This window comes from Roseibium sp., assembly GCF_965232425.1.
Taxonomy (GTDB): domain Bacteria; phylum Pseudomonadota; class Alphaproteobacteria; order Rhizobiales; family Stappiaceae; genus Roseibium.
The window spans coordinates 2,300,872-2,322,939 of record NZ_OZ246971.1; the positions used below are offsets into that span (position 1 = coordinate 2,300,872).

The window sequence follows — 22,068 nt, forward strand, 5'->3', positions numbered from 1 at the left end:
CCGCCAGTACGAGGACGGCGGAAACTCCTATCCGGCCATTTCGGCTTCGCGCACGGCGAGCTCGATCTCGTCGATGAGACCTTGCTCCAGGCCGAGGCGGGCCGCCAGCATCTGCAGATAGGCGCGTTCGGCCGGGTGGTCGGGATCGATGGCAAGGCGCGAGGCCGCGTAGATCTCGGCGGCAGTTTCGGGGCAGGTCGCGGAGGCGACGACCTTGTCCAGGTCCAGCGGCGATCTCAGCTCGTCCATCAGGAAGGCCTTGGCTTCGCTGTCGAGACCCGCTTCGTCGATCTTCGCAAAGATCCGGTCCTGTTCCTCCCGGTCGATGTGCCCGTCGGCCTTGGCCGCTGAGACCATCGCCGTCAGCAGCGCGACCGCGAAGGCATTTTCGCCGCCCGGCTGCTGTGCCGGATCGAAGGCGGTGCCGCGTGGCGCCTCGAGCGGGATCGGTTCGTCCTGGGGATATTGCGGACGCGGCGCATTCTGCTGGTTTGCCTTGTGACCCTGATAGGCCTTGTAAGCGAGTCCTGCGACGAGCGCGAGACCGCCGTATGTGACCGCCTTCTTGCCCATCTTGCGCCCGGATTTCGAACCGAGCATCAGCCCGGCGAGACCGCCGAGCGCCAGGCCGCCACCCTGGGAAGACAGGAAATCCTTGCCCTGCGAGAGCAGATCACCCGATCCGCCGCCCCGCTGCGCCGCCCCGCCCTGGCCGCCATACTGATTGCCGGACTGGCCGCCGAGAAACTGGTCCAGCAAGGATTTCGCGTCAAACATGAAGTGCTCCCTTTAACGACCCCTTCCGGGGCAAATCACAATTGCCCTAACAGATGGTGCTTTCTTCAGGGTGCGCAAGTTTGCGTTACATTTGCATACACAAACAAGACCGCCGGTCCGTCTGGCTGAAGACGCTATCCGAGCGGCAGCAGATTGTCGTCCTTGAGTGTTTCCATCGCGATAGACGACCTCACATGCTGCACGGCCTCCTGGGGCAGAAGATCGTCGTTGATGATCCGGCTGAGTTTCTTCAGATCCGCGACCACGATTTTCAGCATGTAGTCCACGTCTCCCGTGAGTGTGTAGGCCTCCTGCACTTCCGGCATGGCCGTGACCATGTTGCGGAACTTGCGGGCATTCTCATGGCTGTGCGCGCCGAGCGTCACGCCGACATAGGCGGTTACCATGAGCCCGAGCGCTTCCGGGTCCAGAGCCGCGCGGTAACGGCGGATCACGCCTGCCTCTTCCAGCTTCTGACGGCGGCGGGACACCTGGCTTGCGGACAGACCGATCAAGTCGCCAAGCTCCGCATTCGTTAGCGCCGCGTTCTCCTGCAACGCGGTCATGAGTTTCAAGTCAAAGCCATCCCATGCACCAGTCATGCATTCAATCCCGTTTTTTGGCAATTTCCGTGCACCACCATACGCATTTTCACGTGAATTGCACACACCCTGCGCGGCGTTTGAGGCACTCTTTCCTGAACAAAGCTCATTTGAAGGAGAGACGGCATGGGACCGTTCCCGCATAACGCGCCGCCAGCCCGGATCACGCCGCAGAATCCGGCCGGTACGGACGGCTTCGAATTCGTCGAGTTTGCCCACCCGGAGCCGGAAAAGCTGGACGCGCTGTTCCAGCGGATGGGCTACGTGCCGGTTGCAAGACACACGTCAAAGAACATCACGCTCTATCGCCAGGGCGACATCACCTACGTCCTGAACGCGGAACCCGGCAGCCATGGCATGCGTTTCGTCGAAGAGCACGGTCCGTGCGCACCGGCCATGGCCTGGCGGGTCGTCGATGCAAAACACGCCTTCGACCATGCCGTTGCCAACGGTGCGACGCCATATGAGGGCAGCGACAAGACCCTGGACGTTCCGGCCATCGTCGGCATCGGCGGATCGCTGCTTTATTTCGTCGACACCTATGGCGACAAGGGGTCGGCCTATACGGACGCATTCGACTGGCTCGGCGAGACCAATCCCAAGCCGGAGGGGGTCGGCTTTTACTATCTCGACCACCTGACCCACAACGTCTATCGCGGCAACATGGACAAGTGGTGGGATTTCTACCGGACGCTGTTCAACTTCAAGCAGATCCACTTCTTCGATATCGACGGACGCATCACCGGCCTCGTCAGCCGCGCGATCACCAGCCCGTGCGGCAAGATCCGCATTCCGCTGAACGAATCCAAGGACGACACCAGCCAGATCGAGGAATATCTGAAGAAGTATCGCGGGGAGGGTATCCAGCACATCGCGGTTGGCACCGACACTATCTACGACAGCACGGACCGGCTGGCAGCCAACGATCTGAAGTTCATGCCGGGTCCGCCTGCGACCTATTACGAGATGTCGCATGATCGCGTCCAGGGCCACGACGAGCCGCTGGAGCGGATGAAGCAGCACGGCATCCTGATCGACGGCGAGGGCGTCGTCGATGGTGGCATGACGAAGATCCTGTTGCAGATTTTCTCGAAGACCGTGATCGGGCCGATCTTCTTCGAGTTCATCCAGCGGAAGGGCGACGAGGGGTTCGGCGAAGGCAATTTCCGCGCGCTTTTCGAGTCCATCGAGGAAGACCAGATCCGCCGCGGCATCCTGAAAACGGAAGCTGCCGAATAAGGCGCTGCCGCTTCCGGCAACTCGTCATCGGACCTGAGGCCGCTTCCCGTGCCGGAAGCGGCCTGTCTGCCTTCAAATGAACTCCTCAGCGCCGTTCCAGCGCCACAATCACCTACAACTCCATGTTGACTAAGTAATTGTATTTAAAATATTTTTCTGAATGAATTACAGTTATCATTTCGCTAAGTTGCTGAATCTTTTCGTGTTTTTCAATCGCGCTTTATGCACGCATTATTTTTTTGAATTTTTTTTGATTTTTCGAGGAAGAACAATGGCCTCGGTGGGTTTTACAGACAGAGGTTGCCGTGAGGCCCTCTGTTGCATTGTCTAAGCACACTAACTTTCACCTCCGCGTTCGCGCGGAGGTTTTTTTTTGAAAAACTGCAAATACGCGCCCAAAACAGTCGAGCGTTCCTCACCCCTTGACCCTGGCCTCCAGCACGTCCCAGACCATCGCTGCAACGTCCGGTCCGCCGAGATTGCGGATCGCGCGGATGCCGGTCGGAGCGGTGACGTTGATCTCGGTCAGCATGCCGTCGATCACGTCGATGCCGACGAGGATGAGGCCCTTCTGCTTGAGCGACGGACCGAGGCGGGCGCAGATCTCGCGCTCCCTGTCCGTGAGGTCGCTGTCGGTCGGCGCGCCGCCCCGGACCATGTTGGAACGCAGATCACCCGCGGCCGGGACACGGTTGACCGCGCCCGCAAACGTGCCGTCGACCAGCAGAATGCGCTTGTCGCCATGCTTCACGTTGGGCAGGAACTGCTGGATGACCCAGGGCTCACGGAAAGTGGCGTCGAAGAAATCGTAAAGGGAGCCGTAGTTCAGGTCGTCCCGGGTGATCCGGAACACCGCCGCGCCGCCATGTCCGAAGAGCGGCTTCATGACGATGTCGCCGTATTCCTCGCGGAACAGATCAATCTCGGCCCTGTCCTTGGTTATGAGCGTCGGCGGCATCAGGTCGGGAAATTCGGTCACGAACAGCTTTTCCGGCGCGTTGCGGACTTCGCCGGGATCGTTCACGACCAGTGTGTCGGGATGGATCTTTTCCAGGATATGTGTCGCGGCAATGTAGGAGAGGTCGAAGGGCGGATCCTGGCGCATCAGGACGACATCCATCTCGCGCATATCCATGCGCGTGCGCTCGCCAAGCGTGAAGTGGTTGCCCTTTTCGTCGCGCACCTCGACAGGCTCCAACGCGCAAAAAACCTCATCGCCGCGCAGCGCGAGCCGGTCGGGCGTGTAGTGGTAAAGCGCATGGCCGCGCGCCTGCGCTTCCAGCATCATCGCAAAGGCACTGTCGCCGGCAATGTTGATTGTCGAGATGTGGTCCATCTGGACCGCTATTTTCAAGGCCATGAGGCAACTCCCGGCGGGCGCGCCCGACAGGCGCAGGGGGATACTAGATCGTTTGGTCCAGATATGCGGTGGCGATGCGTCTTTGTCCAGTGGGTGACCTTGTGGAGCATTCCGGCGTTGCACTTTCCGTTCGCAGGCTGTTGCCGGTTCCGGCCTTGGCGGCCCATCCTTCGAGACAGCGCCTCCGCGCTTCCTCGGAATGAGGTCGTTGGTAACGACGCCTTATTGGCCGGGCTTGTTCCGCAAAGCCTCATCCTGCGGAGAGAGGCAATCCCCAGTCAATTAACTTGTCATTCCGGCTGGAGCGCAGCGGAAGGCCGGAACCCAGTAGCCACTTGTTTCTCCTTCTTCTTTTAACTTCTAGTCCTGGGGAATACTGGTTCCCGGTGTTGCCGCATATGCGACAAACCGGAACGACAAATCCGGGAGAAAACACCGTATCCCGGCTTGGCGCTAATCGGAATTGCGCAGCTTTCTCAACGGCATAAGTTCGAGTGTATGTTCTGAACCGGACAGCGGTGGATCTGACCATGGTATCGACGCCGATGCCGGCCTCAGTGGTGCAGGTTCCCGGCTTTTGCGTCCGGACCATTGCCCCAAATCTACTCCCAAGCCTCAAACGCGTTTTCGATCCGCTCGGGCAAGGCCCAGGGGCGGATGATGATGACGTCGAACCTGAGCGTGAAGAACCCGGCCTTGGGATGCTCGGACACAAAGATCTTTGCCGCCCGCGTGATCCGCTTCTGACTGGCCGGGGTGACCGCGTTCATGGCCGCTTCGCGGGTCTTGCGGGCCTTGACCTCGACAAAAACGACCGTCTTGCGTTTCTTCGCGATCAGGTCGATTTCGCCGGCCCTGGTCCTGTAGCGCCGTTTCAGGATGCGCCAGCCGGTGAGCCGCAGATACCAGGCCGCCCGGCTTTCCGCGGAAAGCCCCAGCCTGTGGGCCTTCCGGCGCGTATCCGGCTGCTTCCCCGTCTGTCCCAAACTCACCGTTCTCCCGATTTCAGGTCCAGTGCGCGCTTGTAGACCTCGCCGCGATCCAGCCCGGTGGCCTTCGCGACCTTCTTGGCGGCCGCACTCACCGGCATCTCGTCAAGCGCGGCCTTGAGCAGCGTGTCCAAGTCGGACGCATCCGCCTCGGGCCGTTCTTGCGGCGGGCCGACGAGGATGACGATTTCGCCCTTGACGGCCGTGTCTTCGAACCGCCCGGCGAGGTCGCTCAAGGTGCCGCGTTCGAAGGTTTCAAAACGTTTTGTCAGTTCGCGGGCGACGACGGCCTCGCGCGTGCCGCCGAGCACGTCGGCCATCGTTGCCAGCGTCGCCGCCGTGCGATGCGGGGACTCGAAGAAAACCAGCGTTGCCGGCACCTTCGCAAGGTCCTCGAGCCGTTTTGTTTTCGGGCCGCCCTTTTGCGGCAGAAAGCCCGCGAAGAGCACCGTGTCGCTCGGCAGGCCTGAGGCGACGAGACCGGCGAGCGGGGCGGAAGCGCCCGGGATCGGAACCACCTTGTGGCCGGCTTCCAGGACACCGCGCACGAGGCGGTAGCCCGGATCGGAGACCAGCGGTGTTCCCGCATCGGACACGAGCGCGACCGCGTTGCCGGCATCGAGCTCCGCCAGGATCTTCGGTCTCTGCTTTTCCGCGTTGTGTTCGTGATAGGGAATGAGGGGCGTTTTCAGCCCGAACTTCTGGGTGAGGGTCGATGTCACGCGCGTGTCTTCGCAGGCGATCATGCTGCTGGCCGCCAGCGTCTCCAGTGCCCGGACCGTGATGTCACCGAGATTTCCGATCGGAGTGGACACGATGTAAAGCGCCGGTTCCAGATTGGGCGCGGAAAAGGCGTGCTCCGACAGGCTGAAACGATTCCTTTCCGAACGTTTGTCGGTCTCCATGAAAGCTCCCATCACTCCCCGCCGGACGCATTCCGTGCTCTGCGCTAACCGCAGCAGAGCGCCGTTGCAAGGTAAATCCACTGTTCATCGGGCAGCAATGCCACCGAAAAGCCGCTAAAACTGGACATTCTCCCGGCGAATCCGTAAGTCTTCCCGATAGTGGAAAAATAACAATGGCAAGTGCAATGCGGGGCAAAACCGGACAGCAACAGCGGCGCCAGTTCCTGAAAACGGCTCTGGTCTGCAGCAGCGCCTTTGCGCTTACGGGGTGCCTCGGATCTTCGCTCGGATCGCTTCCCGGGGATCAGGTTCAGCCAACCGCGCAACCGCAGACAACAGGGGAAGTGATCGGAACCGGCAGCGTGCGCGTCGGGTTGCTTCTGCCACTTGGAAGCACCGGCGGCAACGCCTCTATCGGAACCGTTTTCAAGAACTCTGCGGCGCTTGCCCTTCAGAACTTCCCGAACGCGGACGTCCAGCTGCTGGTGAAGGACACCGGCGGATCGTCCGAAGGCGGTCGCGCCGCCGCTCAGGCCGCGATATCGGAAGGTGCCGAATTGATCCTCGGACCGGTGTTTGCGCCTGCCGTCTCGGGCGCAGCCGCGGCCGCACGCGCCGCGGGCGTTCCGGTCATTGCCTTTTCGACGGACACATCGGTGGCCGCGCGGGGGGTTTATCTGCTGAGCTTCCTGCCCGAAACCGACGTCAAGCGGATCATCGGTTACGCCAATAGCCAGCAGAGACGCTCCTTCGCGGCACTGATCCCGGAGGATAGTTACGGTGCGGTCGTCGAAGCCGCCTTCCGGCAGGAAGTCGGCCGCGGCGGCGGCAGGATCGCAACCATCCAGCGTTACAAGGCATCCGGTTCGGACACGTCTGACCTGGTGGCAAAGACAGCCGCGCTCAAATCCGTCATCAACAGCATAGATGCGCTGTTCGTTCCGGCGGGCGGCAACGTGCCGCCGCTGGTCGTGCAGTCGCTTTCCAGCCAGGGTGCAAATTTCGGCACCATCAAGCTGCTCGGCTCCGGTCAATGGGATTCCGCGCAGCTCAAGAACAGTCCCTCGCTCGCCGGCGCCTGGTTCGCGGGACCGGAAGACAAGGGCTTCCAGGGCTTCGCGCAGCGCTACCAGGGCACCTACGGGACACCCCCGCCGCGCAATGCAAGCCTTGTCTATGATGGCGTGACCCTCGCCGCGGGCCTGATCCGCTCCGCCGGTCCGCAGCGTTTTCAACAGAGCATCCTTACCAACCGGGACGGCTTCATCGGCATTGACGGCCTGTTCCGCTTCAGGAACAACGGTCTCAACGAACGCGGCCTCGCCGTTTACCAGATCACGGGCCGCGGAACCGAAGTGGTGTCACCTGCGCCACGGGATTTCCGCACGGGATTCTGATACACCTGCCCCTTCGGGAGGAGTGCATTGATGTTGAACGGCAAAGCCATTGTCCTGATCATCAGCGGCGGCATTGCCGCTTACAAGTCGCTCGACCTGATCCGGCGGCTGAAGGAGCGCGGTGCGCGCGTGATCCCGATCATGACGGACGGCGCCCGCGAGTTCGTGACGCCGCTCGCCGTCGGTGCGCTGTCGGCGGAACAGGTTTTTACCGATCTCTTCGACCGGGCAGCCGAGCACGATGTCGGGCACATCCGCCTTGCCCGTGACCACGACCTGATCCTGATTGCCCCGATGACCGCCAATCTCATGGCCAAGACAGTGCATGGCATTGCCGATGACCTGGCCGCCGCGGTGCTGCTGGCAACGGACAAACCGGTGCTGGCCGCCCCGGCGATGAACCCGAAGATGTGGCAGAACCCGGCGACCTTGCGCAATGCGGCCAAACTGGAAGAGCGCGGCATCCGGTTTGTCGGTCCGGCAAGCGGCGAGATGGCGGAAAAAGGCGAGGCCGGTATTGGCCGGATGAGCGAACCTCTGGAAATCGTTGCCGCCGCCGAAGCGGTTCTTCGAGATCATGATATGCGTCACTCCGGCCTTCCGCTCGCCGGGAAACACGTGCTGATCACGTCCGGGCCGACACATGAGCCGATCGATCCGGTCCGCTATATCGCCAACCGCTCATCGGGCAAGCAGGGCCATGCGCTCGCGCGCGCCGCGTTCGCTGCAGGCGCACGCGTCACGCTCGTGTCCGGGCCGGTCGAGCTGCCCGACCCGGCCAATATCGAGACGGTGCACGTCGAAACGGCGGCGGAGATGCTCAAGGCCGTTGAAGCCAATCTGCCGGCGGATATCGCCATCATGGCCGCCGCGGTCGCGGACTGGCGTGTGGCTTCGGAAGGAGCCCAGAAGATCAAGAAGGACGGAAGCGGCCAGCCGCCCGCACTGGCGCTGGTGGAGAACCCTGACATCCTGGCAACGATCGGACACCACCAGAACCTGCGCCCGCAGCTCTTGATCGGTTTTGCCGCCGAGACGCAGAACCTGATCGACAACGCGCGCGCCAAGCTGGAGCGCAAGAACGCCGACTGGATCGTCGCCAACGATGTCAGCCCCGAGACGGGCATCATGGGCGGCGACGCCAACACCGTCCGCCTTGTCAGCCGGTCCGGTGTCGAGGACTGGCCCGAAATGAACAAGTCCGACGTCGCCCAGCGGATCATCGCCCGCGCCGTGCAGCAAATCGGCGACTGACGGAGATCGACAATCAAGACGGGGAATTGGGCAGCGCACTCTTCCCCTTCAGTCATTGCCGGACTTGATCCGGCAATCCGTTCCCTTGCCTCTCAGCCCAGAGAGGCCGTGCGACCGGAAACGTAGCGGCATGGATGCCATGGTCACGCCATGGCATGACGCCGGAAGAGATGAGGCAGAGAGAGGCCGGGATCTCGAATTCGGGAACCGCCCCTGCCATTGTCACCCCGGGCGAACGCAGTGAGACCCGGGGCCGGGGAGCCGCGGTGTGCCGGGAGAACACCGAAAACCCGCCAGGGCCGTGCCTCACCGATCCCGGATCTCGCGATGCTCGACCGGGATGACGAAGGAAAAACGAAAGCCTCATTCCTGCTTGTACGCTTCGGCAAGCTGGACCTTATTCGTCAAGCCATTGCGCGACCAACAAGGTCAGCCATGGTATCTGGCTCGTTCCGGAGTTCTGCCTGTCAGGCAAGTTGTTGACCGAAACGAAGGTTCGCGATCAGCAACGCCTCAAGCGGCGAAGCGGAAATAGCTCATGCTGATGGAGCCGTATTCGTAGCTCCGGTGCAGACGCTCGACACTTGCCTGTGCACCGGCAGCGCCGAAGGGGAAAAACAGCGGCAGAAGATGTTCTTCGGTCGGATGATTGCGCCGGAAGTCCGGGGCGGCATCCAGATCCTTGAAATAATCGATCGAGCCGGCCTTCAGGCCTTCATCCAGCCAGTGGTCGAAGTTTTCGGCCCAATCCGGTGCGTTCGAGCCCTGCGGCCTGATATCGCGCAGATTGTGCGTCGTGCTGCCGGAGCCGGCAATCAGGACGCCCTTTTCGCGAAGCGGCGCCACCGCCCTGCCGAGCCGGTAGATGCTCTCAGGTGTGCTGCCATTGGGAAGCGAGAGCGCCGTGACGGGAATTCTGGCGGCCGGGAAGGCGAGCGACAGCGGCACCCAGGCACCGTGATCCAGCCCCCATTCACTGTCGAGCTCGACATCGTAGCCGGCCTCTTCCAGGAGCTGCGCCGTCTCGTCGACATCGTCTTCGTCGGCAATGGCAGGATAGGAAATCTCGTAGAGCTCTTTCGGAAAGCCGCGGAAATCGTGGTAGGTGCGCAATGGTCCGGGTGCGGAGAGCTTCAGCCCGTCGGTTTCCCAGTGCGCGGACAGGATGAGGATCGATCTGGGTTCAATGCCGTTTTGCGCAAAGGACTTCAGAAACCGGTTTGCCGCGGTGTCCTCAACTGCCAGCGTCGGCGCTCCATGCGCGAAGAAGACCGGTGGAATGGTGCGTTGCGTTTCGGACATAAGGGCTCTCCATTGGACAACTGGAACTCTGGCTCTGCTGAACATAAGCGGGTTCAGCCCGGACAGAAGGTCAGTTTTCGGAGAAGGGCTGTTCCAGATTCGGGAACAATCAAAAAACCGTTCCCACCGGGGCGGGAACGGCCTTTTCAGATTAGTCGCGCTCAGCGATAGCCGACGTTGATCAGCTGGACCCGGCGGTTGATGCCCGCATCCGGCTTGGACGGATCGCGCAGCTGCTCTTCTCCAAGTCCGACGGCTTCAAGATATTCGCCCGGGACCCGGAATGTCGTCACGAGCGCGTCACGGACCGATTTGGCCCGTTTGATGGACAATTCGAGATTGAAGTCACGCGGCCCGTCGGCACTGGTGTGACCGACGACAAAGAAGGTCTGGCCCTGCAGGTAAGGCGTGTGCAACGCGTCGGCGATCAGGCCGATGGTCTCGTAGGATTCGGGCCGGATGCGCGCGGAATTGATGTCGAACGTGATTTCGACATTGAACTGGCGCAGCGAGGCAAGCTTGTCCCAGAGCGGCAGATTGCCCGGCGAGTTTGCACCCGGATATTTCTGGATGTTCTCGAACGCGGCCTTCTGCAACTCGTCGGCACTGACATCGACCTTCTGCTGGGCACCCTGCAGCGAATTGATGATTTCGTTGCGGTTGAGTTGGGTCTGGGCGCTGGCGCCTGAGACGCAGACGGCAAGAAAAGCGGCCGAGAGACCGGCGAAAAGGAACTTTTTCATGAATTATCTCCCGGATGCGCTTAACGGTAGCCAGCCAAATCAATGGCGGTGTTGCACTTGTTGCTCACGGAACGCTGCGCCTTCAAGAGGCAGCGCAGGATGTGACCGGCCCCCGGCTTGACGCCCTTGCAGCGTTGCGCGGCATCGCGCTGGCATATCTTCGGAGCCGCTGCCTGCGCGGCAAGACGTTCCTGGATGAGGGTGGCGACAACGGCACGGTCCGCATTGCACTTCTGGGACACCTTGGCCTGGTTCTGGTCCAGGCACTGGCCGATGCCATTATTGGCAAGCGTGGCGGATTTGCAGTACTTGTTGATGTCGTCGCCACAGCTCGCCGAGAGGATCTTGATGGCTTCAGCGAAGCCGACCGTCTGGGCGAAAGCCGCCGGTGTGGACACAAGCAGGACACCTGTGGCGAACGCAAAAATCATACGTCTCATGTTGCAAATCTCCCAACCTTGGCAACATTACGATGGGTCAAAGTGTTTCAGGACATCGTCTAAACTTCAAGACGTTAGCCAAAAATATTGAGTCGTAAATCCAGCCATTGCGAATCTTGACAAGTCACATCGAATATCGTCCCTGCCAGGCAGCGCGAACAAGGATCCCGAAGATGCAAGTGACACTGGAACTGAAACAGCTCGACCACGCCAAGGGCCTGCCGTTGCCCGCCTACCAGTCGGACCTTGCAGCCGGCCTCGACCTGGTCGCGGCGGTCGACTCGCCGCTTCATCTGGCGCCGGGCGAACGAGCCCTGGTTCCGACCGGGCTTGCGATGGCACTGCCGGCAGGCTTTGAAGCGCAGGTCCGGCCGCGCTCCGGCCTCGCCGTCAAGCATGGCGTTACCGTTTTGAACACGCCCGGAACGATCGATGCGGATTACCGGGGCGAGGTAAAGGTCATCCTGATCAACCTCGGCGATACGCCTTTCGAGATCGTCCGCGGCGAACGGATCGCGCAGATGGTGATCGCACCGGTGCTTCAGGCCGTCATTACCGAGGTCGAGACGCTTTCGGAAACCCAGCGCGGTGCGGGCGGCTTCGGGTCGACCGGACGTGCGTGACGGATAGGCCATGACATGACCCCAAAACTTGTGATCTTTGATTGTGACGGCGTCCTGGTGGATACCGAACGCCTGACGAACCGGACACTGGCGGCGCTTCTAACCGACTGCGGTTTTCAGATCACCGGTGAAGACTGCCAGAAACGGTTCATGGGCCGGACGCTCGAAGCGGTGCAGGAGATTGTCGAACGCGAGCTTGGCAGAAAGCTGCCCTCCGATTGGCTCGAGAAGCTCCGCGCCCGCGACATCGAAAGCTTCAAGGCCGGTGTTACGCAAATACCGGGCGTTGCCGATGTCATGGACCTGCTCGATGAACGCGGCATTCCCTACTGCGTCGGTTCGTCCGGAAAATACGAAAAGATGCATTCAACGCTCGGCAGCGCCGGTCTGCTGCCGCGGCTGAAGGACAGGCTCTATTCCTCGCAGGATTGCGAAAGGGGCAAACCCGCCCCGGATGTGTTCCTGCTCGCGGCAAAGTCCATGGGTCATCGCCCGGAAGACTGTGTCGTGATCGAGGACAGCCTGCCCGGCGTCAAGGCGGCACGGGCTGCCGGCATGCGGGTCTTCGCCTATGTCGATGACCCTGTCTGCGACCGCGATGCGCTCAAGACCGCCGGTGCCATTCTCATCGAGCGCATGGATCAGCTCCCGGGTCTGCTCTTCGGCGAGGCCTGACGTGCCCGCCTCGGTGCAACTGGCCACGCCAATATTTTGGGATGACCGATTGCAGAAAAGCGAATAGGACGGAGGAAAGGACAGCGAAAAGTCTGGCAAGGGAGGGCCGCCATGACCAGAAAAACGCACGGGCGCGGAAAGATCTATGCCTCGATCACCGACACGATCGGGGATACACCGATCGTGCGGCTGGACCGGTTGGCACAGGCGCATGATGTCAAGGGAACCCTTCTTGCCAAGCTGGAATTCTTCAACCCGATCGCCAGCGTCAAGGACCGGATCGGCGTTGCCATGATCGAGGCGATGGAACGGGACGGGCACATTGCGCCGGAGAGGTCGACGCTGATTGAGCCAACCTCCGGCAATACCGGCATCGCACTCGCCTTCGTGGCCGCCGCCAAGGGTTACCGGCTGATCCTCGTCATGCCCGAAACCATGTCGGTGGAACGGCGGAAAATGCTCCGCATACTGGGTGCCGAACTGGAACTTACCGACGGCGCGCTCGGGATGAAGGGCGCGATCGCACGCGCGCAGGAACTGCTCGGCGAGATCGACGGAGCCGTGATGCCGCAACAGTTCAACAATCCGGCCAATCCCGACATCCACCGCAACACCACCGCGGAAGAAATCTGGAACGACACGGACGGCAAGATCGACGTCTTCGTTTCCGGCATCGGTACAGGAGGCACGATCACCGGCGTGTCGGACGTGCTGAAGGCGCGCAAGCCGGACTTGCGTGTCGTTGCAGTCGAACCCGCCGACAGCCCGATCCTCTCGGGCGGAGAGCCCGGTCCGCACAAGATCCAGGGCATAGGCGCCGGGTTCGTGCCCGGCGTGCTCGATACCGGCGCCTATGACGACGTCCAGACCGTTTCCAACGAGGATGCCTTTGCCATGGCGCGCGAAGTCGCAAGGACTGAAGGAATCCCCGTCGGCATTTCCTCCGGCGCGGCGTTGACCGCCGCGATCAGGATCGGCCAGGGTGCGGACATGGACGGCAAGACCATTGTCGTCATCATCCCGTCTTTCGCGGAACGGTACCTGTCGACAGCGCTGTTCGAGGGGCTTTGAAGCTCCAAAACACCTGCTCTCAATGAAGAAAACGAGGGGCGTTGCCCTCGTTTTCAAGTCTACGTGCCGAACTTTGCCGGCACATACGAATAAGCGTCACGACAGGTGATAGACTTCCTGGAGCCCGTAGACCGGTGTGTCGAGGCCTTCCATGCGCGCTTTCAGCTGAAGCGACAGGAACTGCGAATAGTGCCGTGACTGGTGCAGGTTGCCGCCGTGGAACCACAGCGCCTGCTGCTGGGTCGGTTTCCACATGTTGCGCTGTTCGCCTTCCCAGGGACCCGGATCCTTGGTCGTGTCGGACCCGAGGCCCCACACCTTGCCGACCCGATCGGCCATCTCCTGGCCCATCAGGTCGGCCACCCAGCCGTTCATCGAGCCATAGCCGGTCGCATAGACGATGACGTCCGCTTCCAGCTTACTGCCGTCGTCCAGAACGACACCGTCCTCGACAACCTCGGTCACCTGACCGCGTTTCAGCTTGATTTCACCGTCGATGATGAGCTGGCTCGCTCCGATATCGATGTAGTATCCGGAGCCGCGGCGCAGGTATTTCATGAAGAGGCCGCTGTCGTCGTCGCCCCAGTCAAGCCAGAAGCCCGCCTTTTCGAGCCCGTCATAGAAGTCCGCATCGCGTTTCTTCATCTCCGCGTAAGCAGGGATCTGGAACTGATGAAGAATGCGGTAGGGCAGCGAGGCAAAGATGAGATCGGCCTTTTCCGTGGTCATGCCCGCCCGGACCGCCTCTTCGGAGTAAAGGGCACCGAGCCCGACATCCATCAGCGTGTCGGACTTCACGATATGGGTCGATGAGCGCTGGACCATGGTGACATCGACGTCGTTCTCCCAGAGCGCAGCGCAGATGTCGTGGGCGGAATTGTTGGACCCAACGACAACCGCCTTCTTGCCGCGATAGGCATCCGGACCCGGATGCTTCGAGGAATGGTGCTGGTCGCCCCGGAATTTGTCCATGCCCGGAAACGCAGGCACATTCGCCTTGCCGGACATGCCGGTCGCCATCACCAGCTGCTTCGGACGCAGGACGACTTCCTCGCCGTCCCGGTCGACGACAATCGTCCACTCACCGGTCGCCTCGTCATAGCTGGCGGACTTGGCAACGGAGCGGGTCCAGTAATTCAGCTCCATGACCTTGGTGTACATTTCAAGCCAGTCGCCAATCTTGTCCTTCGGGCTGAAGATCGGCCAGTTTTCCGGGAATTTTATATAAGGCAGATGGTCGTACCAGACCGGATCGTGGAGGCAGAGGGACTTGTAGCGATTGCGCCAGCTGTCGCCGGGGCGGTCATTCTTTTCCACGATGATGGTCGGAACCCCGAGCTGCCGAAGACGCGCGCCGAGCGCGATGCCGCCCTGGCCACCGCCGATGATCACGCAATAGGGCTGCTTGCTGTAACCCAGCTCCGCATCTTCCCTCTCGCGTTCCTCCTTCCAGGTGGTGCGATGCTTGCCGGCGCCGTGTTTTGCGCCGAGCGGCCGCTGGAAGCCCTTCGGTTCCTCGTGGCCCTTGAGCTCCACCATGGTTGTCAGCAACGTCCAGATCTTGTCGTCCTTCAGGCGGATAAGACCGAAACAGCGCGCCAGTTTCGTCTCGAACTGGATCCATGCGGTGATCACACCGCCTTCCTCGGTCGGAACTTCACCTTCCGCAAGCGTCCAGTTGCTTGGGCCGACTGCACCGAGCTGGCTGGTGAGCATGTCGCGCACCTGGTCCTTGCCCTCGACGGTCTTCAGGTTCCAGGTGAAGGCCACGAGATCGCGCCAGTAGCAGTCATCCTGGAAAAGATTGACCGCGGCCTCGACATCGCCGGCCGCCAACGCATCGCCGAAGGTTTTGAGAAAGGTTTCGGTCTGGTGAACCAATGGTGTGTCTAGCATTTCGTTCCTCCCGTTCATTCATGGGGAGAAGAATTGCAGAGCCGGGAGGGCTTGCGCCATGGCGGACTTGGCAGTTTGGCCGAGGACGTGTCACAAAAGCGTTTTGATGTTGCGCGCGCAACAAGACGCAACACGGAAAGATCGGCGAGGGGCGCTCAGTTCGGGCGGACGAGCCCGGCCTTGCGCATCCGGCGCAGCACCGTGGAGCGGTTTACGCCCAGCCGCCGAGCGACCAGCGACATGTTGCCGTTGCAGGCTTCCAGCAGGGCCTCGAGGTCGTCGACTGGATCGGCTGCGGTCTGCTCCGACATGGCCGGCGGCGGCAGGTCCGGCAGATCGATCACGGAGCCGTCCGCCAGCGCCATCGCCACCTCGAGCGTTGTCGAGAGTTCCCGGATGTTCCCGGGCCAATGGCGGCTGTTGAGTTCTGCGCGGGCGGCGGGCGAGAGCCGGAAATCCTTTGGTGAGCGCCGCAAGAGGCGATCCGTGAGCCAGTCGAAATCCTTGCGGTGCCTGACCGGCGGAACGGAAATCACCGCACCGGCGAGCCGGAAGTAGAGTTCGGGCCGGATCGCCTTGAGACTGTCGGCGGTGACGTCATCCTGGCGCGCGGTGGCAACCACACGCAGGTCGCTGCGCGCTTCCAGAAGTGCCAGTAGGACGGACTGGCCATCATCGTCCAGACGTTCGATGCCGCGCAGAAAAAGCGTCCCTGCCGCTCCGTCTGCGATCGCATCGACCTTTTCCTTGCGCAGATCCGAGCAGCAGAGCGTGTGAAAGGAGCGATTGGCCGGGCCGAGGACATGGACGGCCCTGGCCAGTGTCTCCTTGCCTGTCCCGGTTTCGCCGGAAAGCAGGAGCGGCACCTGGGTCGCGGCCAGTTTCTCCACCTTCCCGGCCAGCTGGATCAGGGCCGGATCGGGACCGCAAAAACTGCGCAAGGGGCCGGACAGGGCTCCGATCGCGTGCGGCCGCGAAACACGGGATGTCTGCGGCGCGATTGCGTGGCCGTAAAGCCCGCGGCCATCGCGCAGTCTGAGCACCCTTTCCTCCGTCGGGCGGCCGCGCATGAATTCCGGCAGGTCGTCGATTTCCAGATCCATGTGCATGTCGATGCGGGTGCCGATGAGATCGGCCGTTCCGCCAGGCGAAAGAAACTCCAGAGCGCCGCGGGTCATGCCGGTGATGTGACCGCTTTCATCGAGCGCCACAGCGGCTTCGGGATCAACCTCCAGAAATTCCGATGATGTCGAAAACCGCAACACCCACTCTCGACGCGTCATCGCCATGAGGTTGGCCATTTCCACGCGGCGGGCGGATGCCTTCACAAGGTTCATCGCCAGGTTCTGGCTCGATTTCGGGCTGGGTGAGCGCAACAGCGAGATATCCAGCACGGCGGCAAGCTTGCCGCTGGTATCGAAAATCGGCGCGGCGGTGCAGGAAAGAGGGGTGTGTGACAGGCCGAAATGATCGCCCTGGTGAATGGTGACCGCTTCGCCAGTCACGATGCAGGAGCCGACGCCGCAGGTGCCCGCGAGATCCTCTGACCAGTCGGAGCCGAGATAAAGACCTGCGCGGCGCAGCTCTTCCTCGAAGCGGAGATCGCCGAAGAAGTCGACACTGATGCCCTTCGCGTCCGCCAGAAGCAGAACGTAGTTGTGCCCGGCGACCTGTTTGAACAGGGTTTGCAGGCCGGATCGCGCCGTTGCGATCAGGCGTTCGGACTGTTCCTGGTGCTCCTTGAGCTGCTGTTCGGTGACGACATGCGGCCCTTCCGGCCGCGTCGGATCCATGCCGTAGGTCTGCACACAGCGCCGCCAGCTTTCGGAGACAAGCTCATCCCTGCCGGTCTCCTGTCCCTTCAGGACCCGGTCGATTTCGCTGACATGTTCGACGTCGCGCATGCCATCCTCCCTTGGCATTGCGCGCCACGATAGCGCGACAAGGGGCGGACGCACAACATGTGCGAAGGTGCCGGTCTCATGATTGCAGCCGCGGTAACTGTCCTTTCGGCGCGGCTCTACGGGATTGGTCTTTCCATGCGCGTCGCGGAGGAAAATCCGAAGACATGCCTGAAGGGCCCCATCTGTGCCTCGGAAACGGGAATGAACCCCATGCGCTCGTAGAGGGCGCGGGCCCGGACATTCCGGTCGATGACATCGAGGCGGACGCGGTGCAGACCGTCCTCGGCGGCCTTGCGGAAGATCGCCTGCAAGAGCGCGGTGCCGACCCCCTTGCCGCGGGCCGCCTCGCTGACGAATATCCCGTCCATCAAAAGGGAGTCGGGCTCCGTCTCGCGTTCCAAAAGGTCCAGCAGCAATCCGCGCCAGAGGCCGCCGAAGCGGCCATAGACGGCAATCATCTGCGAGAGCGTTCCGCGAATGAAAGCACCTTCGCGGGTCTTGAAGCCGGCGAGGCCGAGGAGGGAGCCGTTGCGGGAGACCGCGCCAAAGGAAAAGGCGGGATCCAGCGCATCCTCGAGAAAGGTCAGCGCCTTGGTCTCCGGGTTCATGACCTTCTCCAGCTTGCCCCGGAAGGCGGACCAGAAAAGCGCGGCCGCAACCGGCCGCTGGTCATCCGGGAAACCGGGCTGAACCCTGAATTCAGAAGACATGCCGCTGACTAGCGGATCCAGACGGCCGTGCCGGTCGCACTGACCATCAGCATGGACCCGTTCTGTCCGACCGTCTCGTAGTCGAGGTCGACGCCGATGACGGCGTTCGCACCCATTGCCTGGGCCTGCTGGCACATTTCATCGACGGCGATCTTGCGGGCCTTGGCGAGCTCTTCCTCGTAGGCGCCCGACCGGCCTCCGACAATGTCGCGAATACCGGCAAACAGATCCTTGAAAAGGTTCGCGCCGAGTATGGCCTCGCCCGTCACCAGTCCCCTGTAGTCGAGATCCTTGCCCTGAATGGTATTCGTCGTCGTGACCAGCATGTGCTGTCTCCCTCCATTGATGACACGCTGAGACATGGGGCCATTCGGCCTCGTCTGCAATCGGATTCTCGCCTGCGGTGCCGGAATAACGAAACTTACCCTAGGCCGCCTGCCGCGACAGGTCGCGTCCGCGATAACTCAACGCCTCTGCAAGGTGGATGCGGGAGACCCTGTCCTTGCCATCCAGATCCGCCAGGGTCCGGGCCAGCTTGAGCACCCGGTGGTATCCGCGGGCGCTCAGCTGAAGCTTTTCGGCGGCATCGCGCAGGAAGGCCAGGCCCAATTCGTCGGGCTGCGTCATGGTTTCGACCACCGACGCGGGCGCCTGGGCGTTTGTCCGGCAGATCACGCCGAGATCGAAGAACCGCCGTTCCTGGATCCGGCGCGCCTCGGCAACCCGCGCGGCGACGCTTTCGGACGGTTCGGCCTCGGCCGGGCCGATCAGGTCGGCCGCAGTCACGGCCGGCACGTCTATCCGGAGGTCGATTCGGTCCAGAAAGGGTCCGGAGACGCGAGCCTGGTACTCGGCGGCACACCGCTCTCCGCGGCGGCAGACGTGGCCCGGTTCGCCAGCATTGCCACAGCGGCACGGGTTCATGGCGGCGATCAATTGAATGCGGGCGGGATAGGTGACCCGATGGTTGGCCCGGGCAATCACCGCTTCACCCGTTTCCAGGGGCTGGCGCAGGCTGTCGAGCACCTGCGGGTTGAATTCGGGCAGTTCGTCGAGAAACAGGACACCGTTATGGGCGAGCGATACCTCGCCGGGTTTTGCCCGGAGGCCCCCGCCGATGAGTGCCGCCATCGACGCGGAATGGTGCGGCGACCGGAACGGCCGCTTGTCGGTGAGTTTTCCTTCCGCCAGTTCCCCGGCAAGCGAGGCGATCATGGACACCTCCAGCAACTCGCGGGGTGTCAGCGGCGGCAGGATGGACGGCAGGCGGCTTGCGAGCATGGACTTGCCCGATCCGGGCGGACCGGTCATGAGCAGGTTGTGACCGCCGGCGGCGGCGACCTCCAGGGCACGGCGCGCGCTTTCCTGTCCCTTGACCTCGGCCAGGTCGGGCAGGTTCCCGGCGTTGCCGTGCAGTTTCGCCGCCGGGCGCGACAGGACCTGTGTGCCCTTGAAGTGATTAGCGAGCTGTATCAGGGAGCGCGGGGCGAGAATGTCCATGTCCGCATCGGCCCAGGCGGCCTCGCCGCCACTGGCCTCGGGACAGATCAACCCCTTGCCGAGCCCGTTTGCGCCCATCGCTGCCGGAAGAACACCGGCCACGGGGGCGAGCGTTCCGTCGAGACCCAGTTCGCCGAGCACGGCATATCCGTCCAGAAATTCTCCCGGGATCGCGCCGATCGCCGCCATCACGCCCAGCGCGATGGGCAAATCGTAGTGGGAGCCTTCCTTGGGCAGGTCGGCGGGAGCCAGATTGACAGTGACGCGTTTGGCCGGAAGCGCCAGACCGGACGCAGAGAGTGCCGCGCGGACACGTTCTCGGCTTTCCGCGACAGCCTTGTCCGGCAAACCGACGACGTTGAAGGCGACCATGCCCGGACCGACGTGAACCTGCACGTCGACGGGAACAGCCTCGATCCCCTGAAAGGCGACCGTCGTGACCCGGCTGACCATGCCCCCTCCTCTACCTAAAGGTGTATTGGGAAGGAAACACAATAATTGCAGCAGTTCAAGAACAAATATGGAACGCCCGGATCCCTGCTTCGCCTGTGCCCGGACTACGCACGAAAAGGGTGGCAGCGTTCCTGTCCCCAGCGAGGCCGTTCATGCGCGTTGCGCGCCTGTCAAGTGTGACCCGGCGCACAAAAGCGTCGGGTTTTGACGCAAGGGCAGTCAACAGGTGACACCCGTCACACCGAATTTCGCCGGCAGGCCCCATTTCTGTTTCAGCGCAACCCGCTCAACAGGAGGAAATGACATGCCGTACTTCAACGATCACACTGTAAACGTATCATTCGACACCGACACGGACGACATGGGCCTGTCAGCCCACCGGTTCGGTGACGTTGACGCCATCATGGACACCCTGAGCGACGATCTCCGTGATGTTCTCGATCAAGTCGATCTCGATTTCGGGGATGACGGGTCTGACGACTTTGACCTTCTCGAGGATGATGATTGGTCAGATTTTGGTGTCGAAGCGCTGGAAGGCGACGATCCCTACAACGATATCGCGATCTGAGGGTCGGTTCAGAATGTCCGCCATGGCGCCACGCTGCGTCCGCCCGTCGTCGGCGGCATTCATCTCCTGCGGCCGGAGACGTCCGGACCGCAAGTGTCTGTTGCTTCAGGACGCGTAGATGCGGAAGGTGCGCCCCGAACCCGAATATCCGTCTGCGCCTGCCAGAACCTTGTCGAGATATGCAGGCATCTCAAAGGTTTCGCTCACGGACAGGCCGTTGGTTTCGAGCCATTCCGAAACCAGCTCGATCATCCTGTCAGGATCTTTTTCGAACATTGCCCTGCAAAGCTCGGTGTCGATCTGAAGTTCATCGTTCGTCGCATTTGAAACGATCATGGGTACACCACTTCGGATTTTCTTATCTAAGCACCGCACTATAATGCCTGCCGACTGCAATAAAAACCAGAACTATGCGGCTCCGCAGCCGCACAGGATCAGAAAAGGGTGTTGTGCCTGTGTTGGTGCACCGCACCGAACCCGGGACCTGGCGAAGCGCGCGCCTTGACCCGGCACCTCCCGCCCGCCCGATCTCCGCCAAGCGAAACACAGCGGCACGTTCATTGAGGGTCCGCTCGCATCAAGTCCGCCGGTGAACCGGACATTAACAATTTTTGACTCGCATTTTCCCCGGGCGAAAGGCAGCATTCCCCTTGGTAAACAACGGGAAGGACATGCCATGTGCGATCTATGCGTCATCAATTCGGTCAAGAACCGCATGCTGTCACGGCGGGATTTCTTCAAGGCGACGGCCGTCGGCGCCGGGCTTGCCGCAACAGCCGCAGCGACGGGCGCCATGCCCGCGATGGCGCAAACGCCTTCCAAGATCACCGACATGACCCACGAGCTTTACGAGACCTTCCCGACGTTCGGGGGAGAGCAGCAGTTCTTCAAGGAAAAGCTCGTTGATTTCGCCAAGGACGGCTACAACCTCTTCAACCTCACCTACAATGAGCATACCGGTACCCACATGGATGCGCCCTTGCATTTTTCCGAAGATGGCCAGTCCGTCGCGGAAATACCGGTCGAAAACCTCGTTGCTCCGCTCTGCATCATCGACATCAAGGCCAAGGCGACCGAAAACGCGGATGCCCAGGTGACCCCGGACGACCTCAAGGCGTGGATTTCGGCTAACGGGGACATTCCGGACGGTGCCTGTGTCGCCATGAATTCCGGGTGGGGCGTTCAGGTTCCGACGGACAAGTTCCGCAATGCCGACGAGAACGGCGTGATGCATTTCCCCGGCTTCCACATCGAAGCCGCGCAGATGCTGATGGACGAGGCGAACGTGGTCGGACTTGCGGTGGACACGCTGTCGCTCGACTTCGGCCCGTCGCCTGATTTCGCCGTGCACTATGCCTGGCTGCCCAGCAACCGCTGGGGCATTGAATGCATCGCCAATCTCGACGCGCTCCCGGCAAGCGGCGCAACGCTGATCGTCGGCGCTCCGAAATTCCGGGGCGGCACGGGCGGACCGTCGCGGGTGATGGCGATGGTTTAGGTCCCTTTTGGCGGTTTCACCGCCGTGTCGTCCAGGGCGTGGCCCGGGACCCGAGATTGTTTTGCTTTGATGCGGTTCGCGCAGTGTCATCCGGGATGCCTCCGGTGGAGGTGACGCAGGATGCCGGTTTCCACAAACCCCCTCATCCTGAGGAGAACCAAA

Annotated in this window: 22 protein-coding genes; 8 read left to right on the top strand and 14 right to left on the bottom strand. The window is 61.8% G+C overall.

Features of this window, described 5'->3' with window-relative positions:
• Positions 1-27 precede the first annotated feature (27 nt).
• On the bottom strand, positions 28-777 hold the full coding sequence (locus tag ACO08A_RS10425) for a tellurite resistance TerB family protein (protein ID WP_422041018.1): 750 nt from the start codon (positions 775-777) through the stop codon (positions 28-30).
• A gap of 134 nt (positions 778-911) precedes the next feature.
• Positions 912-1,379, bottom strand: coding sequence for an Lrp/AsnC family transcriptional regulator (locus tag ACO08A_RS10430; RefSeq protein ID WP_422041019.1), 468 nt, complete (start codon positions 1,377-1,379; stop codon positions 912-914).
• A gap of 126 nt (positions 1,380-1,505) precedes the next feature.
• On the opposite strand from ACO08A_RS10430, the gene hppD reads away from it, so the two are divergent.
• Complete coding sequence (gene hppD, locus ACO08A_RS10435; protein WP_422041020.1) at positions 1,506-2,618, top strand: 4-hydroxyphenylpyruvate dioxygenase; 1,113 nt, start codon at positions 1,506-1,508, stop codon at positions 2,616-2,618.
• A gap of 415 nt (positions 2,619-3,033) precedes the next feature.
• On the opposite strand, the gene gshB is transcribed toward hppD, so the two are convergent.
• The 3 genes from gshB to rsmI form a co-directional block, all read right to left on the bottom strand.
• Positions 3,034-3,978, bottom strand: coding sequence for a glutathione synthase (gene gshB / locus ACO08A_RS10440; protein ID WP_422041021.1), 945 nt, complete (start codon positions 3,976-3,978; stop codon positions 3,034-3,036).
• Between the two features lie 602 nt (positions 3,979-4,580).
• The gene (locus ACO08A_RS10445) at positions 4,581-4,964 is read right to left on the bottom strand and encodes a YraN family protein (RefSeq protein WP_422041022.1); all 384 of its coding nucleotides are present in this window, start codon (positions 4,962-4,964) and stop codon (positions 4,581-4,583) included.
• 2 nt (positions 4,965-4,966) lie between these two features.
• Positions 4,967-5,872 (bottom strand): 16S rRNA (cytidine(1402)-2'-O)-methyltransferase, encoded by a 906-nt coding sequence (rsmI, locus tag ACO08A_RS10450; RefSeq protein ID WP_422041023.1) that lies wholly within the window; start codon positions 5,870-5,872, stop codon positions 4,967-4,969.
• A gap of 173 nt (positions 5,873-6,045) precedes the next feature.
• Here rsmI and ACO08A_RS10455 point away from each other — a divergent pair, with 173 nt between their 5' ends.
• Together ACO08A_RS10455 and coaBC are read left to right on the top strand one after the other, a co-directional pair.
• The gene (locus tag ACO08A_RS10455; protein WP_422041024.1) at positions 6,046-7,269 is read left to right on the top strand and encodes a penicillin-binding protein activator; all 1,224 of its coding nucleotides are present in this window, start codon (positions 6,046-6,048) and stop codon (positions 7,267-7,269) included.
• 30 nt (positions 7,270-7,299) lie between these two features.
• Positions 7,300-8,523 carry a bifunctional phosphopantothenoylcysteine decarboxylase/phosphopantothenate--cysteine ligase CoaBC gene (gene coaBC / locus ACO08A_RS10460; protein WP_422041025.1) on the top strand — a complete coding sequence of 408 codons (1,224 nt, stop codon included), beginning with the start codon at positions 7,300-7,302 and terminating at the stop codon, positions 8,521-8,523.
• A gap of 513 nt (positions 8,524-9,036) precedes the next feature.
• Here the strand turns inward: coaBC and ACO08A_RS10465 are convergent.
• The 3 genes from ACO08A_RS10465 to ACO08A_RS10475 form a co-directional block, all read right to left on the bottom strand.
• The gene (locus ACO08A_RS10465) at positions 9,037-9,825 is read right to left on the bottom strand and encodes a DODA-type extradiol aromatic ring-opening family dioxygenase (RefSeq protein ID WP_422041026.1); all 789 of its coding nucleotides are present in this window, start codon (positions 9,823-9,825) and stop codon (positions 9,037-9,039) included.
• Positions 9,826-9,986: 161 nt separating this feature from the next.
• Positions 9,987-10,568, bottom strand: a complete 582-nt coding sequence (locus ACO08A_RS10470; RefSeq protein WP_319384916.1) for an OmpA family protein — start codon at positions 10,566-10,568, stop codon at positions 9,987-9,989.
• 20 nt (positions 10,569-10,588) lie between these two features.
• Entirely contained in the window at positions 10,589-11,008 is a 420-nt protein-coding gene (locus ACO08A_RS10475) for a hypothetical protein (protein ID WP_422041027.1), read from the bottom strand.
• Between the two features lie 173 nt (positions 11,009-11,181).
• Between ACO08A_RS10475 and dut the strand changes: the two genes are divergently transcribed.
• The 3 genes from dut (at position 11,182) to cysK (ending at position 13,377) form a co-directional block, all read left to right on the top strand.
• The gene (gene dut / locus ACO08A_RS10480; protein WP_422041028.1) at positions 11,182-11,631 is read left to right on the top strand and encodes a dUTP diphosphatase; all 450 of its coding nucleotides are present in this window, start codon (positions 11,182-11,184) and stop codon (positions 11,629-11,631) included.
• A gap of 15 nt (positions 11,632-11,646) precedes the next feature.
• Positions 11,647-12,306, top strand: coding sequence for an HAD family hydrolase (locus tag ACO08A_RS10485; protein ID WP_422041029.1), 660 nt, complete (start codon positions 11,647-11,649; stop codon positions 12,304-12,306).
• Positions 12,307-12,417: 111 nt separating this feature from the next.
• A complete protein-coding gene (gene cysK / locus ACO08A_RS10490) occupies positions 12,418-13,377 on the top strand; it encodes a cysteine synthase A (protein WP_422041030.1) in 960 nt (319 codons plus the stop codon).
• A gap of 96 nt (positions 13,378-13,473) precedes the next feature.
• On the opposite strand, the gene ACO08A_RS10495 is transcribed toward cysK, so the two are convergent.
• The 5 genes from ACO08A_RS10495 to ACO08A_RS10515 all read right to left on the bottom strand — a co-directional run bounded on the left by ACO08A_RS10495 (position 13,474) and on the right by ACO08A_RS10515 (position 19,840).
• Positions 13,474-15,273, bottom strand: coding sequence for an NAD(P)/FAD-dependent oxidoreductase (locus tag ACO08A_RS10495; protein ID WP_422041031.1), 1,800 nt, complete (start codon positions 15,271-15,273; stop codon positions 13,474-13,476).
• 155 nt (positions 15,274-15,428) lie between these two features.
• The gene (locus tag ACO08A_RS10500) at positions 15,429-17,177 is read right to left on the bottom strand and encodes a sigma-54-dependent Fis family transcriptional regulator (RefSeq protein WP_422041032.1); all 1,749 of its coding nucleotides are present in this window, start codon (positions 17,175-17,177) and stop codon (positions 15,429-15,431) included.
• Positions 17,178-17,293: 116 nt separating this feature from the next.
• Positions 17,294-17,887 (bottom strand): GNAT family N-acetyltransferase, encoded by a 594-nt coding sequence (locus ACO08A_RS10505; RefSeq protein ID WP_422041033.1) that lies wholly within the window; start codon positions 17,885-17,887, stop codon positions 17,294-17,296.
• An 8-nt stretch (positions 17,888-17,895) separates the two neighbouring features.
• Positions 17,896-18,213: a heavy metal-binding domain-containing protein gene (locus ACO08A_RS10510; protein ID WP_306145884.1), complete on the bottom strand. Its 318-nt coding sequence runs from the start codon at positions 18,211-18,213 to the stop codon at positions 17,896-17,898.
• Between the two features lie 100 nt (positions 18,214-18,313).
• Positions 18,314-19,840 carry a YifB family Mg chelatase-like AAA ATPase gene (locus ACO08A_RS10515; protein WP_422041034.1) on the bottom strand — a complete coding sequence of 509 codons (1,527 nt, stop codon included), beginning with the start codon at positions 19,838-19,840 and terminating at the stop codon, positions 18,314-18,316.
• A gap of 304 nt (positions 19,841-20,144) precedes the next feature.
• On the opposite strand from ACO08A_RS10515, the gene ACO08A_RS10520 reads away from it, so the two are divergent.
• Complete coding sequence (locus tag ACO08A_RS10520; protein ID WP_422041035.1) at positions 20,145-20,408, top strand: hypothetical protein; 264 nt, start codon at positions 20,145-20,147, stop codon at positions 20,406-20,408.
• Positions 20,409-20,513: 105 nt separating this feature from the next.
• On the opposite strand, the gene ACO08A_RS10525 is transcribed toward ACO08A_RS10520, so the two are convergent.
• Complete coding sequence (locus tag ACO08A_RS10525) at positions 20,514-20,744, bottom strand: hypothetical protein (protein WP_421980510.1); 231 nt, start codon at positions 20,742-20,744, stop codon at positions 20,514-20,516.
• A 340-nt stretch (positions 20,745-21,084) separates the two neighbouring features.
• Here ACO08A_RS10525 and ACO08A_RS10530 point away from each other — a divergent pair, with 340 nt between their 5' ends.
• Complete coding sequence (locus ACO08A_RS10530; RefSeq protein ID WP_422041036.1) at positions 21,085-21,906, top strand: cyclase family protein; 822 nt, start codon at positions 21,085-21,087, stop codon at positions 21,904-21,906.
• Positions 21,907-22,068: the final 162 nt, after the last annotated feature.

Coding starts and splice junctions, on each gene's coding strand:
- gshB (WP_422041021.1), bottom strand. CDS start 3,978: ATGGCCTTGAAAATAGCGGTCCAGATGGACCACATCTCGACAATCAAC.
- cysK (WP_422041030.1), top strand. CDS start 12,418: ATGACCAGAAAAACGCACGGGCGCGGAAAGATCTATGCCTCGATCACC.
- ACO08A_RS10430 (WP_422041019.1), bottom strand. CDS start 1,379: ATGACTGGTGCATGGGATGGCTTTGACTTGAAACTCATGACCGCGTTG.
- ACO08A_RS10475 (WP_422041027.1), bottom strand. CDS start 11,008: ATGAGACGTATGATTTTTGCGTTCGCCACAGGTGTCCTGCTTGTGTCC.
- ACO08A_RS10455 (WP_422041024.1), top strand. CDS start 6,046: ATGGCAAGTGCAATGCGGGGCAAAACCGGACAGCAACAGCGGCGCCAG.
- ACO08A_RS10470 (WP_319384916.1), bottom strand. CDS start 10,568: ATGAAAAAGTTCCTTTTCGCCGGTCTCTCGGCCGCTTTTCTTGCCGTC.
- rsmI (WP_422041023.1), bottom strand. CDS start 5,872: ATGGAGACCGACAAACGTTCGGAAAGGAATCGTTTCAGCCTGTCGGAG.
- hppD (WP_422041020.1), top strand. CDS start 1,506: ATGGGACCGTTCCCGCATAACGCGCCGCCAGCCCGGATCACGCCGCAG.
- ACO08A_RS10485 (WP_422041029.1), top strand. CDS start 11,647: ATGACCCCAAAACTTGTGATCTTTGATTGTGACGGCGTCCTGGTGGAT.
- ACO08A_RS10530 (WP_422041036.1), top strand. CDS start 21,085: ATGTGCGATCTATGCGTCATCAATTCGGTCAAGAACCGCATGCTGTCA.
- ACO08A_RS10500 (WP_422041032.1), bottom strand. CDS start 17,177: ATGCGCGACGTCGAACATGTCAGCGAAATCGACCGGGTCCTGAAGGGA.
- ACO08A_RS10520 (WP_422041035.1), top strand. CDS start 20,145: ATGCCGTACTTCAACGATCACACTGTAAACGTATCATTCGACACCGAC.
- ACO08A_RS10515 (WP_422041034.1), bottom strand. CDS start 19,840: ATGGTCAGCCGGGTCACGACGGTCGCCTTTCAGGGGATCGAGGCTGTT.
- dut (WP_422041028.1), top strand. CDS start 11,182: ATGCAAGTGACACTGGAACTGAAACAGCTCGACCACGCCAAGGGCCTG.
- ACO08A_RS10495 (WP_422041031.1), bottom strand. CDS start 15,273: ATGCTAGACACACCATTGGTTCACCAGACCGAAACCTTTCTCAAAACC.
- ACO08A_RS10505 (WP_422041033.1), bottom strand. CDS start 17,887: ATGTCTTCTGAATTCAGGGTTCAGCCCGGTTTCCCGGATGACCAGCGG.
- coaBC (WP_422041025.1), top strand. CDS start 7,300: ATGTTGAACGGCAAAGCCATTGTCCTGATCATCAGCGGCGGCATTGCC.
- ACO08A_RS10525 (WP_421980510.1), bottom strand. CDS start 20,744: ATGATCGTTTCAAATGCGACGAACGATGAACTTCAGATCGACACCGAG.
- ACO08A_RS10425 (WP_422041018.1), bottom strand. CDS start 777: ATGTTTGACGCGAAATCCTTGCTGGACCAGTTTCTCGGCGGCCAGTCC.
- ACO08A_RS10465 (WP_422041026.1), bottom strand. CDS start 9,825: ATGTCCGAAACGCAACGCACCATTCCACCGGTCTTCTTCGCGCATGGA.
- ACO08A_RS10510 (WP_306145884.1), bottom strand. CDS start 18,213: ATGCTGGTCACGACGACGAATACCATTCAGGGCAAGGATCTCGACTAC.